Source organism: Streptomyces sp. SID5464 (genome assembly GCF_009862985.1).
GTDB classification, from domain to species: Bacteria; Actinomycetota; Actinomycetes; order Streptomycetales; family Streptomycetaceae; genus Streptomyces; species Streptomyces chartreusis_D.
In genome coordinates this window covers 102183-118599 of the sequence record NZ_WWIQ01000002.1, presented here as the reverse complement: position 1 = coordinate 118599, position 16417 = coordinate 102183, and the positions used below count along the sequence as shown (strand labels likewise).

Sequence of the window (16417 nt, the reverse complement as noted above, 5' to 3'; positions counted from 1 at the left end):
GGTGAGTGAGACCGAGAAGACACACGTACGGCAACTCGACGCCCGATCCCTGCGCGGACTCGCGCACCCCCTGCGGATGCAGCTGCTGGACGCCCTGCGCTTCGGCGGCCCGGCCACCGCCTCGCAACTCGCCGCGAAGCTGGGCGAGTCCAGCGGCGCCACCAGCTACCACCTGCGTCAGCTCGCGGAGTACGGCTTCGTCGAGGACGCCCCCGAGCGGGGCAAGGGGCGCGAGCGATGGTGGCAGGCGGTCCACCGCGGCCTGCGCTTCGACGACGCCCTCCTCAACGACTCGGACCCGACCGTGCGCGGCGCGGCGGACATGTACCTCCACGAGGTCGCCACCACGCAGACCCAGGACCTGTCGACGTGGCTGGGCAACCGCGGCTCATGGCCCGAGGAGTGGAGCCGCTCCTGGGACATGAGCAGTTGGACCCTGCAGCTCACGCCCGAACTGACGCGGGAGCTCGTCGAGAAGATGCACGCGCTGGTCGAGACGTACCGCGACCGCGCAACCACCGAGGACACCCCCGGCGCCGAGCAGGTCCGCCTCCACACCCACGCCTTCCCGATCAGGACGGACTGAGATGCACCCGGACATCCACCTCGCCCTGCACCACGCCCGCGCCACCGAACTCCGTGCCGCGGCCGGAGGCCCGCGCCCCACCGCCCGGAACAACCATGGCCTCCGCACCCGCCTCGGCTGGACCCTCGTAGAGGTCGGATTAAGGCTCGCCACCCGGCCGGGGACGGCAGCCACCGCTCTCTAACAGCTGGGCACTGACCCCTTACCCGTCTCCAGGGCCACCAGTGAACTCACCGTGCTCTTCAGCGTGGTCACCGGAATCAGCCGCAGACCCTTCGGCAGTTCGGCCCGCGCGTCCGCGCACTCCGCCTTCGGGACGAGGAACACGGTCGCTCCGTCCCGCTTGGCGGCCTGGGTCTTGAGGGCGACGCCGCCCACCGCCCCGACCTTGCCGTCGGCGGCGATCGTGCCGGTGCCGGCGATGACACGGCCCCCGGTGAGATCACCACCGGTGCCGTCGCCGTCGAGCTTGTCGATGATCCCCAGGGAGAACAGCAGCCCCGCACTGGGCCCGCCCACGTCCGCGAGCCTCAGGCCGACCTTGACGTCCTTGTCGTCGAGGCCGAGATAGTTCAGCGCGGCCTGCGTCGCCGCGTCCTGGGACTCCTTCATCTGCTCCTCGTTGTGCCGCTCGATCTCCTGGACGGTGTCGCCGCTCGGGTAGATCGCGTCGCGCGGCATGACCGCCCGGTCCGTGCGGAACCAGCTGTCGACGATGTCCGGGAGCGAGACCCGGGTCTCCGGTGAGGTCGCCACGATGGTGGTCATGCGCAGCTGGCCACGGGTGTCCCGGGCCGGCGCGCCCGAGATCGTGATCACCGGGGCGCCCTTGTCCTCCCCGAGCACGTTCGTCGTCTGCCCGGGCTGCGCCACCGAGAACGGCAGCGGCGCGAACACCGCCGTGGCGAGCAGAGCCACGACGGGCAGGGCGCAGACGGCGATGGCCTGGGGGCGCGTGAGGCGAGAGAACACGGGATCAATCTAACTCGGGTGGGGAATCGGGCCGGGCCCAGGTCGCCGGGGGCCTGGCACGAGGGCGCCCGGCAGGCTCCGCAGACGTCAGCGCAGCGCGTCCGCGACCTCTCGGGCCGCCTCGACGACCCTGGCCCCCACGCGCTCCGGCACCACGTCCGCCAGCATCACCACGCCCACGCTGCCCTCGACACCCGTCACCCCCAGCAGCGGGGCCGCCGCCCCGCACGCGCCGGCCTCCAGCTCGCCGTGGGTCAGGATGAACCCGGGGTCCGTCATCGGGTGCTGCCGGGCCGCGAGTATCGCCTTGCCCGCGGCGCCCCGGTCCAGGGGGTGGCGGAACCCGGCCCGGTAGGCGACGTGATAGTCCGTCCAGGTCGGCTCCACCACGGCCACGGCGAGCGCGTCCGCCCCGTCGACCAGGGTCAGGTGCGCCGTCGCGCCGATGTCCTCGGCGAGCGACCGCAGCGCCGGCATCGCGGCCTCCCGTACGAGGGGATGGACCTGCCGCCCCAGACGCAGCACACCGAGCCCGACCCGGGCACGTCCGCCCAGGTCACGGCGTATCAGCGCGTGCTGTTCCAGCGTGGCGAGCAACCGGTACACCACGGTCCGGTTGACGCCCAGTTTGAGGGAGAGCTCGGTCACGGTCAGCCCGTGGTCCGTGTCGGCGAGCAGCTTGAGGACGCGCAGTCCCCTGTCGAGCGTCTGGGAGGTCTCCGCGGTCACGACGCCCACTCCTTAGTGGTGAGGTCGACGGCCCCCTGGTCGGCGGATGCGTCACCGAGTCCCGTCGGCAACGCGTTTCAGAGGCCGCCGATCGGCCGGCGGCCCGGCCTGTCCGGACCGCGTCGCTTCACGGCTGCGCTCCGCGGCGGCGCTGCCACGGGGCGTGTGCGTAGCCGGACAGTAGCGAAGGGAGTTCGCTGAGCGGAAGGCTCCGTCCAGAATCCGGGCACGGACCAGGGTCGGCTGGCCCCCTTTGCCCGGATACGTGCAACAGGCACCTCATGACGCCCCACGGAGCACACACGACACCCACACATGCGGAAGGGCCGGGCGCTGCCCGGCCCCGTGACGACTGGCGAGTCACTTCATCCGCGTAGCCCACTCCTGGACCTTGGCGATCCGCTGCCGCAGCTGCCCCGCCGTCGCCTCCGCCGCCGGAGGCCCCCCGCACACGCGCCGCAGCTCCGTGTGGATCACGCCGTGCGGCTTGCCGCTCTGGTGGACGTAGGCGCCGACCATCGTGTTGAGCTGCCGCCGCAGCTCCATCATCTCCTTGTGGGAGACGACCGGCCGCCGCTCGGCGGGCAGTTCGAGCAGGTCGGCCTCCTCGTCCGGCTTCTTGCGGCTGTGCGCGATCTGCCGGGCCTGCCGCTTCTGCAGCAGCAGCTGGACCTGGTCGGGCTCCAGCAGCCCGGGGATGCCGAGGTAGTCCTGCTCCTCCTCGCTGCCCGGGTGGGCCTGCATGCCGAACTCGGCGCCGTTGTACATGACCCGGTCGAAGACGGCGTCGGACTCCAGCGCCTCGAAGGGCAGCATGTCCTGCTCACCGGTGTCCTCGTCCTGCTCCTTGTTCGCCTCCTCCATCTCCTTCTCGGATTCGGCGTACGGGTCCTCCTCGCCCTCCTTCTTGGGCTTGTCGAGGACGTGGTCGCGCTCGCGCTCCATCTCGTTGGCGAAGGAGAGCAGGTCGGGCACGGTCGGCAGGAACACGGACGCGGTCTCGCCGCGCCGCCGGGACCGTACGAAACGCCCGACGGCCTGCGCGAAGAAGAGAGGCGTCGAGATGGTCGTCGCGTACACACCCACCGCGAGCCGGGGCACGTCGACGCCCTCGGACACCATCCGCACGGCGACCATCCACCGGTCGGTGTTCGCGCTGAACTCGTCGATCCGCTCGGAGGCGCCGGCGTCGTCGGACAGCACGAGGGTCGCCTTGCTGCCCGTGATCTCGCGGATCAGCTTGGCGTACGCACGCGCCGAGTCCTGGTCGGAGGCGATGACGAGCGCGCCGGCGTCCGGGATGGCCTTCCTGACCTCGGTCAGGCGCTGGTCGGCGGCGCGCAGCACGGCGGGCATCCACTCACCACGCGGATCGAGAGCGGTCCGCCAGGCCTGGCTGATGGCGTCCTTGGTCATGGGCTCGCCGAGCCGCGCGGCGACCTCGTCACCGGCCTTGGTGCGCCAGCGCATGTTGCCGCTGTAGGAGAGGAAGATGACGGGCCGGACGACGTTGTCGGCGAGCGCGTTGCCGTACCCGTAGGTGTAGTCGGCGGCGGACCGCCGGATTCCGTCCTGCCCCTCCTCGTACGTCACGAAGGGGATGGGGTTGGTGTCGGACCGGAAGGGCGTACCGGTGAGGGCGAGCCGGCGGGTGGCGGGCTCGAAGGCCTCCAGACAGGCCTCGCCCCAGGACTTGCTGTCACCGGCGTGGTGGATCTCGTCGAGGATGACGAGGGTCTTGCGCTGCTCCACCCGGTTCCGGTGGAGCATCGGCCGCACACCGACACCCGCGTACGTCACGGCGACCCCGTGGTACTCCCTGCCGAGCGGCCCGGCGCTGTACTCCGGGTCGAGCTTGATGCCTATGCGGGCCGCGGCTTCGGCCCACTGCTTCTTCAGGTGCTCGGTCGGGGCCACCACGGTGACCTGCTGCACGACGTGGTGGTGCAGCAGCCAGGACGCCAGCGTCAGCGCGAAGGTCGTCTTGCCGGCGCCGGGGGTGGCGACCGCCAGGAAGTCCCGCGGCTGCTCCTGGATGTACTTCTCCATCGCGCCCTGCTGCCAGGCGCGCAGCTTGCTGGCGGTACCCCAGGGGGCGCGGCCGGGGAACGCCGGGGACAGGTGGTGCGAGGCAGAGCTTGTGCCGGCGGTGGTAGTCACGGTCTCCGTTGGGGGTCGGGCGGCTCGTTCGAGGGGAGCCTGACGGCTCGGCTACGTATGACAACCGGGCCACCCTACCGGCGCCCCACCACTGCCCATGCGCGGACAAGCCCGGGTCATGCCCGGGTGGGATCCACGTCACAGCGGGGAAGCGCTCCTCACCGCTCCCGCAGCCGCGTGGTCACCCAGGCCCCCACCAGCGCGACCACCGCCATCGGCAGGAACACCGCGGTGAAGGCGGCGGGATGGGAGGCGGTGGTGTCGGTGGTGGTGTGCGTCACCGTGCCGCCGCCGAGGGTGGCGAAGGCGGCGCCGCCGGCGGAGAGCAGCACGACGTTGGAGAGGCCGTCGGAGATCTGGAGGGCGGCGGAGTTGGTGCCGGCCTCCTCGGGGGCGGAGAGCTGGAGCAGGAGCACGCTCGTGGACGAGATGACGAGGCCCATGCCGAAGCAGCCGAACGCCCAGGCGACGGCCACGGTCCAGACGGGCACGGAGTCGATCAGCACACTCGGCGCGGTGGCGATGGCCGCCGCCACCAGCAGCATGCCGAGCGTCGTCAACCGCTCCCGGTACGGCTCGAACCGCGGCCGCGACTGCACCCACGAGCCCAGCGCCCACGTCCCACCGCCCGCGGCGAGCGAGAACCCGGCCAGTGTCGGACTGAGCCCGCGCTGCGTCACCAGCATCAGCGGCACGAAGGATTCCGCGGCGATGAAGGAGCCCGCCGCGACGCCGCGCAGCAGCACGACGGAGGGCAGCCCGCGAGCGGCCCGGTAGGTGCCGCGCGGGAGCAGCCCGAGCACGGCCGGCACCAGGAGGGCCAGTCCGGCCGCGCCCGGCACGAGCGAGAGCGGGCGCAGGTCCTGGGCGGCGTACTGGAGCAGGCCGGCACCGAGGGAGATGGCCAGGGCCAGGCGGATGCGGCGGCGGTTGAGGGAGGGGGGTCGGCCGGGAGCAGAGGAGTCCGAGTCCGGCTCCGGTGCCGACACCGGTCCGGACGCACGGCGCCGTATCTGCGGCAGTGCGAGCGCGAGCGGAAAGACGACGAGCACGGGGATCCCGATGAACACCCATCGCCACCCGAGCTGCTCGGTCACCGCGCCGGCGGCGAGCGGGCCGACGATCGACGGCAGGATCCAGCTCGCGGCGAACGCGGCCATGATGGCCGGCCGCAGCCGCTCCGGATACGCCCGCCCGACGACCACGTACAGCGCGACGATCACCAGCCCGCCGCCGAGTCCCTGCACGGCCCGCCCCAGGATGAACACCCACATCGCCCCGGCGGTCCCCGACAGCAACAGCCCGGCCCCGAAGGAGGCGATGCCCGTCGTCAACGGCCCGAGGGGCCCACGCCGGTCCGACCACTGCCCGGACAGCACCATCCCGAACAGACTGGTCGTGAAGTATCCGGAGAACGCGAACGCGTACAACGGCACCCCGTCCAACTCCCGCGCCGCGACGGGCATCGCCGTACCGACCGCCGTCGCCTCGAAGGCGATGAGCAGCACCACGGAGACGATCCCGAAGCTCAGCGCCCGGTACGCCCGCCCCAGCACGGTCTCGTCCACCGCCGGGACGGATGGCAGGTCATCGGCATCCACGACATCTGCATCACGCGGCTCCGGCACGGTCATGACCGCCAGCGTAAGGTCCACGCGACACTTTGACCCCTGTCGCGAGACGGTCCCCTCCTGGGACCTTGGTCGTACGCCCCTCCTTTCGGACATCCCCTTCCATGAACGGCGTATGGCAGTCGCGTTGCACCCCGCCGGATGCCCTTGAGCCCCGGCAACCGCCCGACTTATGGTCACGGCACCGAGAACGAACAGGGCCATGAGCTCGCTGGGTCGAGGGCCCCGACCTCGGTCCCGGCCGTGTGCCCGAGTGGTTCAGGGGCTCGCCTGCAAAGCGAGTTACGTGGGTTCGAATCCCGCCACGGCCTCCATCCGCAGGCGGACGAGGCGGTGAGGGCCTCGTCAGCCGGCATTCGGAAGGGCTCCCGGGTCGGCTTCACGATCGGCCCGTCGCTGGGCCCGGCGTGCGTTCTCCGCTCGTACGGCGTCCAGCCATCGCCAGAGGCCGACCTCCTCGAGCCTCAGCCCGGGGCAGGCGATCCGATGCGGTACTCGGCACACCGCACCGGGCGCGGGCTCGTCCTCGCGGCTGTTCCACGCCGTCCCGTTGGAATCCACGTACCAGCGGTGCCAGGCGGGCACCATGTGCGCGGGCACCGGCATGTCCGGTTCGAGGAGGACGTGCCAGCCGTAGTAGGTGACACGCCGGTCACCCACCAGTCCGCAGTTGGGGCAGACGGGTGGAGCGGGCGGTTCGGGGCCGGTGGCGCCTTCCAGCGCGGCCTGGGCCCGGTCGGTCTTCTCCCACGGCTGCGGCGCCCCCGGTGGTTGCTGCCGGTGTCCGTCCGGGTCGGATAACGGGATGACGGTCGACTCTCCTGAATCCCCCATGGAACCGAGCATGTGGCTGCGTTCGGGAGCGGGGTAGGGCGCAATCAGGGCGCAACGGGAGCAGCCGGGTGGGGGCGAGGCCCGGATCACCGCTCGGTTCACGCGTCCCGCCTTGACCCTGACGCAGGGGCAACGTCCCAGCATGGCCGCATGACTGCGAGAGACGACAGCACCACGAGGCACTTCACCGTTCGGCACGACGGTGTCACCATCCCCGTGTGCCGTGGCGGCCAGGGACGACGCCCCCTGATCCTCTGCCCTGGGCTGAACTGCACACAGGCCGATCTGCAGGAGCTGACCGAGTTGCTGCGGCGCGAGTACGACGTGGTGACCTTCGATCTCCGGGGGCATGGCCTCGCCTCGGCCGCCGAACGGTACTGCTTCGACGCGTTCCTGGGCGATCTCCGTGCCGTGCTGGCGGAGCTCGACCTCCCCTCACCGCCCCTGCTCGTGGGCTACTCGCTGGGCGCGGATCTGGCCGTGCACTATGCGGCCGAGTGTCCTGACCGTGTCGCCCAACTCGTTCTCATCGACGGGGCGAACCCGCTGCCCGAACCGTTCATCACCGGCGTCGACCTGGCGCAGTTCCGCGCGATGGCGGACGACCTGGCGGGCGAGAGGGGTGGGGATGCCGCGCGTCAGGTGTCGCTCACCGGCAGGGACATCATGGACTTGAACCTTGAGATGGACGTGGTCCGGTCCGGGATCCTCGGCCGGTACCGGGAGATCGACCTGCCGGTCCGCATGATCATGTCTGCCGCGATCGCCGGTGACAGCTGCGAAGGGCGGGCACCTCGGCACAACCGGCTCTGGCGCGCCGGCATCGAACGGCTGGTGCGCGAACGGCCGGACATCTCCGCCTCCTGGCTCGACGCCGATCACCGGCTGGTCTTCACCCACGCCCCGGCCATCGCCGGAATCATCCGGAACGGACACCAGCCGGTCGGCGGGCCGGCCACCTGAACCAGAAGTCAGACTGGTCCCATGCTGACCATCGGCGAGCTGGCGGCGTATGCCGGAGTGACCGTGCGCACGGTGCGGCACTACCACGCCAGGGGACTGCTGCCGGAGCCCGAGCGGGACCACTCCGGTTATCGGCGGTACGACGCCGGCGCCGTGGTGGAGCTGATCAGGATCCGGACTCTCGCCGAGGCCGGGGTTCCGCTGGCGCGCGTGCGGGAGTTGCTCCAGGCCGACGACGAGGAGTTCGTCTCCGCCGTCGCGGACATCGACAGGCGGCTGGAGGCGGAGATCCAGCAGCGGCAGCGGCATCGTGAGCGGATCGCTCGCCTGGTCTCCGGGGAGAGTCTGGCCTTGCCCCCGGAGGTCGTCGCCTTCCTCGACCGGCTGCGGGCGCTCGGCGTCGACGAGCGGATCGTCCAGGCCGAGCGCGACGGCTGGATCCCGCTGGCCGCGCGCTCGCCCGGGCTAATGGCGGAATGGGTCGCGCGCAAGCAGGAGCAGATCGCCGATCCGGAGTTCGTCGCGTTCTATCTGGATCTGGGTGAGGCGCTCGACCGGAGCGACGACGACCCGCAGCTCGTCGAGCTGGCCGACCGGGTGGCCGCCTACGTCACGAACCTGGCCGACGAGCGGGGCGATGAGTACCTCGGCGACCCGGCCGGCATCGAGCCCGCGCTCGCGGAGTTGATGGACAGGCTCGTCTTCGACACCGTGCCGGCCACCCGTCGGTTCATCGAGCTGCTGGAGCAGCGTGGCTGGGCCGGCTGGACCACACTCCGGCGCGTGGACCCGGTCGTACGGCACCCCGTTCCTACAACACCCCGCCCGCCTCGTCCTGGAACGCGTCCGTCCAGTAGTGACGGCCCGACCTGCCCGCCGTGACGCCCGTCGGGTCGACCGCCGAGAGCACCTGGAGCATCGTCATGGCCAACTGGTCGTAGGTGTCGGTCGTCAGCTCGTGGTCGGACTGGGCGTCGATCGCCCGCTCGCGGTGCAGCAGCCAGAGGGTGAACGCCAGGGTCGACACGTCCGTGTTCAGCGGTGACAGCGTCGCCTCGGGCTCGCTCCAGTTCAGGACCGCGCCCGTCACGCCGTCGATGACCAGGCTGTTGTCCTCGACGAGATGGCCGAGGCGTATCAGGCGGTGGGCCCCGGAGGGGAGCTCCGCCGGGCCGTCCGTGTCGGCGTGGTACTCGGCCAGCGTCGCCAGCGGGACGTCCGTGTCCAGAGAGAAGACGTGGGCGTCCTCCGGCAGGCCCACCTCGCGCAGGAAGCGGCGGGTCGGCTCGTGCGTGAGGGTCGCGGGGAAGTCGACGTCCTCGAAGCGGGCCACCTTGCCGGGGCCGAACTCCTGGTCCAGAAGGCGGTGCGGGAGGTCCAGGGACAGGCCGGAGGCGCCGCCCCGGCCCGCGACCAGGGACAGCGGGCGGATCAGCGCCGCCATCTTCCAGAACGGGGCCGGCTCGCCGTCCGTCCCGTCCCGGAACACCGCCAGCAGGTGCTGGGACGCCTCCGCCACCGCCTTCGGACCGAAGCGGCCCGCATAGGAGGCGAACTGGCCGCGCAGGCCCGCCAGTTCGTCCGTCGCCTCGGCGAAGCGCACCAGCGTCCGCAGTGAGGGCGCCAGGGGGCGGCGGTCCATCAGGTCGGGGCAGTCGTGCAGGAAGTACGTCGTCGAGATCTCGCCCGTCGCGCCGTCCAGCAGGACCGACTCCGTCTCCAGGCCGCCGGGGCCGAGCAGTCCGCCTATCACGAGCTGCTCGCGCAGCTCCGCCGACAGCCGGTCCTCCGGATCGCCCGTCGAGTCCGCTACCGTGCGCAGACCCTCCCGGCCCAGCGCGGCGAAGCTCAGCACGCCGCTGTCGCACGGCAGTCCGGGTCCGGTCAGCCAGTGCCGCGTCGACGCGTGCGTCACCCACGGATCCAGCTCGGACTCGGTCAGGGTGATCATCGCGGAACCGGCATCGGTCGTACTCATGGGCTCCCCCGCATGTGCTTGCTCACCGTCCCCTGGCGGAGCACGGCAGTCCGCCCGGCCAGACCCGGCAGCCGTCCCCCACTGCCCAGAACAGTACGCCCCACCACTGACAACGCCCCGGAACAGCGACGCGCGCCCGACGACTGCGACGCGCTCACCTCACATGACGCTCAAACGACCCTGGCGCGTTCCCTTTCCGCCAGAATCGCCTCCACCGTCTGCCGCACCGTCAGCTCCGAGGTGTCCAGCCACAGTCCGATGCGCGGCGTCCGCGCGCGCAGCGCCTCGTCCAGCGTGCCGACGGTCCAGCCGGCGCCGTATCCCGTCTTGGGCCGCTCCGCCTCCCGCGCGGCCACCGCCTCGGGCCGCGGCGCGAGGACGACCACGTACAGCGGCCGGGTGCGCACCAGACCGGCGTACGTCCGCAGGTCCTCGCCCAGCACCACGTCCTGCACGACCGCCGTGAACCCGGCCTCGGCGTACGCGTCCGCCGTCGCCGCCGAGAGGCGGTACCGGAGCCGGAGCTGGGCCTCGGCCTCGTCCCCGGCGGCGGGGACGTACTCCTCCCGGCCCGACACGATCATGCGCCGGAAGACGTCCCCGCGGACGTGCGCGGCTCGCGGCAGGGTCTCCGCCAGTGCCTGGGCGACCGTCGACTTGCCGGCCGCCATCACACCGGTGACCAGGACGACCCCGTCCAGTGCGGGCATCAGGACCGTTCCGTGACCACCGCGGCCTGCGGGCGGATCGGCAGCCGGTTCACGGGGCGCCCCGTGGCGGCCCGTACGGCGGACGCGATGGCCGCCGGGGACGTCACCACCGGCACCGCGCTGACCGCCTTCGCCCCGAAGGGGGCGACGACGTCACGCTCCTCGACCAGCCTGACGATGCGGATGTCGGGCGCGTCGAGGGCCGTCGGGAGGGCGTAACCGGTCAGGTCCGGGTGGCGGATCAGGCCGCGCGGGGTGCGCAGGTTCTCGGTCAGCGCGATGCCCAGGCCCTGGGTCACGCCCGCCTCGATCCGGGCGGTCAGCTGGGCCGGGTTCAGGACCCGCCCCACGTCCTGGGCGACGGCCAGTTCCACGACCCGTACGGAGCCGATCTCGATGTCGACGTCCACCACCGCGCGGATCGCGCAGAAGGACATGCCGACGAAGGCGTCGCCCTGGCCGGCCTCGTTCAGCGGCTCGGTCGGGTGCGGGCGGCACTGGGCGGTGGCCCACAGTTCCTTGCCGTCCAGCGCCTCGGTGACGGTCGTCGACAGGACGCCGTCGTACGACGTGATCTTGCCGTCGGTGATCTGGAGCAGCTCCGTGGACATGCCGAACTTGTGGGCGAGCGGCTGGAGGAGCTGCGTGCGGACCATCTTGGCCGCACGCTCCACCGCACCGCCCGACACCCAGGTGTGCCGGCCCCGGCAGCCCGCGCCCGCGGGGGGCTGGTCGGTGTCGACCGGCGCCACGTGCACCTCGTCTATGCCGAGCGTCTCCTGCACGATCTGCCGGGCCAGGGTCGTGAAGCCCTGGCCGGTCTCGACGGCCGCGCACAGCACGGTCGCCACGCCGTCGTGGACCTTCACGGTCGCCGTGGAGACCTCGTCCGCGCCCTCCGCGCCGAGCATGTGCACCATGCCCACGCCGTAGCCCACGCCCCGGCGCACCGCGCCCGGTTCGCCCGCGCCCTCGGGGCCGCCGGGCAGCAGCCACTCCTCCTCGGGCGTGTCCTTGGGCAGCGGGGGGAGGGGGAAGTCCCGCACGGCCTGGAGCAGTTCGGCGACGGGGGCCGGGCAGGTCACGGTCTGGCCGGTCGGCAGCACGTCGCCCGTCGCCATGGCGTTGCGCAGCCGCACCTCGGCCGGGTCGATGCCGAGTTTCTTGGCGATCTTGTCCATCTGCGCCTCGTAGGCGGCACAGACCTGCATGGCGCCTTCGCCGCGCACGTGGCCGGACGGGGGGTTGTTGGTGCGTACGGCCCAGCCCTCGATGAAGGCGTTCGGGACGACGTACGGGCCGCAGGCGAACGCGACGGCGGCGGCCAGGGCGTCGGCGGAGGTGTCGGCGTAGGCGCCCGCGTCGAGCAGGATCTGCGCCTCCACCTTCACGAGTCTGCCCTCGGCGTCGGCGTGGTGGCGGTAGCGCAGCAGGGTGGGGTGCCGGTGGGTGTGCCCGAGGAAGGACTCCTCGCGCGTGGCCGTGAGTTTCACCGGGCAGCCGGTCCGCAGCGCCAGCAGGCCGAGCGGGAGCTGGAAGCCCTGGTCCTCGCGGTCGGCCGTGGCGCCGGGGACGCCGGTGACGACGACCTTGACCCGCTCGGGTTCCAGGCCGAAGGCGGCGGCGGCCGTGTCGCGGTCGGCGTGCGGGTCGGTGGAGGCGAGGTACAGCTCCACACCGCCGTCCGGGCGCGGTACGGCCAGGCCCGCCTCCGCGCCGATGGGCGCGGGGTCCTGGCGGCCGATGCGGTACAGCCCCTCGACGACGATCTCGCCGGCCGCCTCCGGGTCGCCGTGGCGCAGCGGGATGTGCCGGATCAGGTTGCCGTCGGGGTGCAACGGCTCCGCCTCGAAGGCCTGCTCCGGGTCGGTGACCGGATCGAGCACCTCGTACTCGACGATGACGGCGGCGGCGGCCATCCGCGCGGTGTCCGGGTGGTCGGCCGCGACGGCGGCGATGGGCTCGCCGTGATGGCGTACGACCTCGGAGGCGAAGACCGGACGGTCGGCCTTCCCGCGGCCGTGCAGCGGGCTGCCGGGGACGTCCTCGTGAGTGACGACGGCGCGTACGCCGGGCATCTCGCGCGCGTGGGAGGTGTCGATGGACACGATGCGCGCGTGCGGGTGCGGTGAGCGCAGCACGGCCGCCCACAGCAGGCCCTCGGCCCACAGGTCGGCGGCATACGGGAAGGTGCCTTCGGTCTTGGCGCGGGCGTCGGCGGCCGGGAGGGAGGCTCCCAGGCCGTGCGGCAGCGGTTCGGGGGCGGGGGCGGCCTCCGCGGCCTGTGCGGCCTGCGCGGTGGCTGCTTCGTTGCTCACGCGGGGCCTCCGTCCTGGCCGTAGGGCTGGTCATGCGGGTCTGGAGTGTGCGGGTCCGGAGTGTGCGGGTCCGGGGGCGGGCCGAAGGCCGACGCGTTGACGCTGCCCGCACCCGGGCCCGCCTGGTGCGGGATACGGGCCTCGGCGGTGTCACCGTCGGCGGGCGCGCGATGTGCCTCGCGTTCTGCGACGACCTCCTGCACGGCGTCCACCACGCCCCGGTAGCCGGAGCAGCGGCACAGGTTGCCGCACAGCGCCTGGCGGGTCTCCAGCTCGGTGGGCGCCGGGTTGCCCTCCAGGAGGTCGTGCACGGTCATCGCCATGCCGGGTACGCAGAAGCCGCACTGCACGGCGCCGCAGCGCGCGAGCGCCCGCTGCACGTCCGACGGCCGGCCGTCCTCGGCCAGGCCCTCGACGGTACGGACCTCGCTGCCGGCGGCGGTCACGGCCGGGACCAGGCAGGACGCGACGAGCCGCCCGTCGACCTGGACGTTGCACGCGCCGCACTCGCCCTGCGAGCAGCCGTCCTTGGCCCCCGCGAGACCGAGCCGCTCGCGCAGCACGTACAGCAGGGACTCGCCGATCCACGCGTCGGTGACGGGGCGGTCGGTGCCGTTGACGCGCAGGACGTAGGAGGCGAGGGGGTGTTCCTCCTGCGGGACGGTGGAGGGCGCGTCCTGGGACGCCTCGCCCTCGGTGCGGCCCGCGTCGTGCGAGTCGGCGGACGGGTCCTGCGGTGCCGGGTCGTTCGGGGTCTCGCCGTCGGCGGCCTCCGGCACGGCGTCCGGGTCCGCCTCGGCCGGGAGGGGCCCGGCCGGTGGCTCGGCGGGGGCGTCAGCGTCCTCTGCGGCCTCTGGGGCGTCCTCAGCGGCCTCACCGGGGCCGGGAGCGTCCTGTGAGGCTTCCTGGGCGGCCTGCGGGTGCGCGGCGGCTTCCGCGTGCGCCTCGGGCGCGGACTCGCCGGGGGACTCCCCCGGGGCCTCGGGGTACGGCTGGGGGGACGCGGACCGTTCGGGTGCGTCATCGGCGGCAGCAGCGTGCTCGGTCGGCTCACCGACGTGCCCCGACGGCTCCGGCGCGTGTCCGGCTGGGCCGGAGGGCTCGGGGCCGTGGTGGTCGGTGAAGGCGTGCGACCGCGGGCGGTGTTCGGCGAAGTCGGACGACTCCGAGCCGTGGTCCGCGAAGGCGGACTGATCCGCCCCCTGGCCGGGCACGCCGTGCGACTCCGGCCCGTGATCGGCGTAGGCCGGCTGCTCCGGGCGGTGGTCGGCGAAGGTCGACGGATCCGGTCCGTGGCCCGTGGCAGCGGACTGATCCGCCCCGTGGTGGGGCACGCCGTGCGGCTCCGAACCGTGGCCGGGTACGCCGTGCGGCTCCGGGCCGTGCTCCGTGATGCCGTGCGGATCCGAGCCGTGGTCGGTGAAAGCCGGCTGCTCCGGGCGGTGGCCGGCGAAGGCAGACGGCTCCGCGCCGTGGTCGGCGAACGCCGGCTGCTCCGGCGCGTGGTCGGCGCCGCCGGGCGGCTGGGGTGCGTGACCGGCGCCGGGCATCTCCGGCCCGTGGCCGCCCAACCCTGACGACTCCGGCCCATGGCCGGCGAAGCCGGACGACTCCGCCGCCTGTTCCGCGCCCTCCGGCCACTGCGGCGCCTGTTCCGCGCCCTCCGGCCACTGCCCGTGACCGCTGCCGTCGGTCGCTCCCGGGGCGTGACCGGCCGCCGGGCCCGCCTCCTGCGGCATGGGCCCGGCGGGCTGCTGCTCCGGGGCGTGGGGGCTCCGCGCGCCCGGGTCAGGTGCGTACCCGGAGGCCGGTCCGGCAGCCCCCGGCTGCTCGTGCCCGTGCCCGCCGCCCTGCTCGTGCCCGTGCGGATAGCCCGGCCCGGCCTGCTCCTGCCCCGCCGTGTCGTGCGGGACCTGCTGCCCCCACGGCCGGCCCGCCGCCTGTGTCGCCCACGGCGCGGGCGCGCCGCCCGGCAGCGTGGGCGGCGGGGTGCCGCCCCACTGCTCGACCAGCGAGGACGTGGTGAACTCGCCCGACTCGTCCGGAAGGTCGCCCCCGGCGACGGGGATGGACCACTGACCGGTCACGTCATGGCCGGGCGCGGTCTCCGCCGTCGCGGCCTCCTCGAAGTTCCACTGCCCGGTGGCTCCCGGGTTGTACGTGAAGCGGTCGTTCCCGCCGTGCCGCCCCGCCTGCGCGTCGGAGCCGTAGGGCGTGCCGGATCCGTACGGCGCCTGCGAGCCGTAGGACCGCTCCCCCGTGTCGTGTCCGGGCTGGTGGTGGCCGCCCTGCTCGTGGCCCTGCCGGGGTGCCGCGTGCGGGCCGTGCCACTGGGCGCCGTCGACGGGCGCGCCGGGCACCGGCCACGCGCCCGGGGCCGCCGGGTCGGTTCCGGCGGTCGTGGCGGGGTCGACCGTTATCTGCGGCGGTACGTAGCCGTGGCCGGGCGCGGCGAGGGGACTGTCGGCGGCCAGCAGGGCGTCGACGCCCCCCTCGGGGAGTTCGACGAAGGCGGTGGCGCCGTCGTCGTACTCGCCCTGGGGCAGCGGGTCCCAGCGGCTCCCGCCCCGGGGCGTGCCCTCTCCGTGCTGGTCGTCGGTCACGACAGCGCCCTCCCCAGTGCTCGTCGGGCCAGCGCGGCGACGGTGCGCCGCAGGTGCAGTACGGCGGGCGGAAGCTGCGGTACGGAGCCGTCCTCGGCCGGGGCCGCGTCGGGGATGCAGGCCGCGGCGACGTACTCCCCGAAGGCGTTCAGGGCCTCCGGAACGAGCGCGCGGTTGTTGTCCCAGTCGATGAGCCGGCCCACCCACTGCTCGGCCTGCAGGGGCCGCAGCGGCATCGGCGCTATGGCGCCCACCGCGCAGCGCACACCCCGGCGCGCGGGGTCCAGGACCAGGGCCACGGAGGCCACCGCGCGCCCCGGGCCGGTACGGCCGGTCGCCTTCAGGAAGACCTGCGGGGCGTGCAGCAGCGGCACGCGCACGTAGCCGATGAGTTCACCGGCGCGCAGCATGTCCATCCCGGCCAGCAGGTGCGACACCGGGATCTCCCGGCGGGCTCCGCCCGGGCCCGCGATGATCAGGGTCGCCTCCAGGGCGGCCAGCACCGGCAGCGCGTCCCCGGTGGGGGCGGCCGAGGCGATGTTGCCGCCCAGGGTGCCCGCGTTGCGGATGTGCGGCGGGCCCGCGGCGCGCGCGGCGGCGGCGAGCGCCGGGATCAGGGCCGCGAAGTCGGGGCGGCCCATGCGCGCGTGCGTGAGGCCCGCGCCGAGCAGCGCGTGTCCGTCCTGGTACTGCCAGCCGCGGATCTCGCTGATCTTGCCGAGTCCCACCAGCGCGGCGGGCCGGAGCTGCCCGGAGTTGACGGCGGCCATCAGGTCGGTGCCGCCCGCGACGGGCACGGCGGCGGGCACTGCGGTGAGTGCCGCCACGGCCTCGTCCAGCGTCGTGGGCAGCGTGACGGCCTGCGCCGCCTGCGGTGCGTGCGTGGTCAAACCGGCTGCCCCTTCCCGCTGCCCCACCTGGTCCCACCTGTGC

14 protein-coding genes and 1 tRNA gene are annotated in these 16417 nt (G+C 73.4%); 5 read left to right on the top strand and 10 right to left on the bottom strand.

Annotation, left to right across the window (positions count from 1 at the left end):
- Window position 1 precedes the first annotated feature (1 nt).
- Window positions 2–586: a helix-turn-helix domain-containing protein gene (locus GTY47_RS01860; RefSeq protein ID WP_029181171.1), complete on the top strand. Its 585-nt coding sequence runs from the start codon at window positions 2–4 to the stop codon at window positions 584–586.
- Window position 587: 1 nt separating this feature from the next.
- Entirely contained in the window at window positions 588–770 is a 183-nt protein-coding gene (locus GTY47_RS40595; protein ID WP_010039940.1) for a hypothetical protein, read from the top strand.
- Here the strand turns inward: GTY47_RS40595 and GTY47_RS01855 are convergent.
- The 4 genes from GTY47_RS01855 to GTY47_RS01840 all read right to left on the bottom strand — a co-directional run bounded on the left by GTY47_RS01855 (window position 767) and on the right by GTY47_RS01840 (window position 6081).
- The gene (locus GTY47_RS01855; RefSeq protein WP_010039939.1) at window positions 767–1558 is read right to left on the bottom strand and encodes a S16 family serine protease; all 792 of its coding nucleotides are present in this window, start codon (window positions 1556–1558) and stop codon (window positions 767–769) included. The two genes, GTY47_RS40595 and GTY47_RS01855, sit on opposite strands and share 4 nt — an antisense overlap.
- An 87-nt stretch (window positions 1559–1645) precedes the next feature.
- Window positions 1646–2287 carry a helix-turn-helix domain-containing protein gene (locus GTY47_RS01850; protein ID WP_010039937.1) on the bottom strand — a complete coding sequence of 214 codons (642 nt, stop codon included), beginning with the start codon at window positions 2285–2287 and terminating at the stop codon, window positions 1646–1648.
- Window positions 2288–2647: 360 nt separating this feature from the next.
- On the bottom strand, window positions 2648–4447 hold the full coding sequence (locus GTY47_RS01845; RefSeq protein WP_029181170.1) for a DEAD/DEAH box helicase: 1800 nt from the start codon (window positions 4445–4447) through the stop codon (window positions 2648–2650).
- Between the two features lie 158 nt (window positions 4448–4605).
- Window positions 4606–6081, bottom strand: coding sequence for an MFS transporter (locus GTY47_RS01840; RefSeq protein WP_029181169.1), 1476 nt, complete (start codon window positions 6079–6081; stop codon window positions 4606–4608).
- A 236-nt stretch (window positions 6082–6317) separates the two neighbouring features.
- On the opposite strand from GTY47_RS01840, the gene GTY47_RS01835 reads away from it, so the two are divergent.
- A tRNA-Cys gene (locus GTY47_RS01835) sits at window positions 6318–6392 on the top strand.
- Between the two features lie 31 nt (window positions 6393–6423).
- On the opposite strand, the gene GTY47_RS01830 is transcribed toward GTY47_RS01835, so the two are convergent.
- Window positions 6424–6912: a DUF6083 domain-containing protein gene (locus GTY47_RS01830; RefSeq protein ID WP_029181168.1), complete on the bottom strand. Its 489-nt coding sequence runs from the start codon at window positions 6910–6912 to the stop codon at window positions 6424–6426.
- A 150-nt stretch (window positions 6913–7062) separates the two neighbouring features.
- Between GTY47_RS01830 and GTY47_RS01825 the strand changes: the two genes are divergently transcribed.
- Both GTY47_RS01825 and GTY47_RS01820 read left to right on the top strand, forming a co-directional pair.
- Window positions 7063–7875: an alpha/beta hydrolase gene (locus GTY47_RS01825; RefSeq protein WP_010039929.1), complete on the top strand. Its 813-nt coding sequence runs from the start codon at window positions 7063–7065 to the stop codon at window positions 7873–7875.
- Window positions 7876–7896: 21 nt separating this feature from the next.
- Window positions 7897–8757, top strand: coding sequence for a MerR family transcriptional regulator (locus GTY47_RS01820; RefSeq protein WP_010039927.1), 861 nt, complete (start codon window positions 7897–7899; stop codon window positions 8755–8757).
- Here the strand turns inward: GTY47_RS01820 and GTY47_RS01815 are convergent.
- From GTY47_RS01815 to GTY47_RS01795, 5 genes are all read right to left on the bottom strand, one after another.
- Window positions 8687–9853, bottom strand: a complete 1167-nt coding sequence (locus GTY47_RS01815; RefSeq protein ID WP_010039925.1) for an SUKH-4 family immunity protein — start codon at window positions 9851–9853, stop codon at window positions 8687–8689. The two genes, GTY47_RS01820 and GTY47_RS01815, sit on opposite strands and share 71 nt — an antisense overlap.
- 170 nt (window positions 9854–10023) lie before the next feature.
- Window positions 10024–10554, bottom strand: a complete 531-nt coding sequence (locus GTY47_RS01810; RefSeq protein ID WP_029181167.1) for an AAA family ATPase — start codon at window positions 10552–10554, stop codon at window positions 10024–10026.
- 8 nt (window positions 10555–10562) lie between these two features.
- A complete protein-coding gene (locus tag GTY47_RS01805; RefSeq protein WP_010039923.1) occupies window positions 10563–12881 on the bottom strand; it encodes a molybdopterin cofactor-binding domain-containing protein in 2319 nt (772 codons plus the stop codon).
- Window positions 12878–15484 carry a 2Fe-2S iron-sulfur cluster-binding protein gene (locus tag GTY47_RS01800; protein WP_010039922.1) on the bottom strand — a complete coding sequence of 869 codons (2607 nt, stop codon included), beginning with the start codon at window positions 15482–15484 and terminating at the stop codon, window positions 12878–12880. The genes GTY47_RS01805 and GTY47_RS01800 overlap by 4 nt, the downstream gene beginning before the upstream one ends.
- On the bottom strand, window positions 15481–16374 hold the full coding sequence (locus GTY47_RS01795; protein ID WP_010039921.1) for an FAD binding domain-containing protein: 894 nt from the start codon (window positions 16372–16374) through the stop codon (window positions 15481–15483). The genes GTY47_RS01800 and GTY47_RS01795 overlap by 4 nt, the downstream gene beginning before the upstream one ends.
- Window positions 16375–16417: the final 43 nt, after the last annotated feature.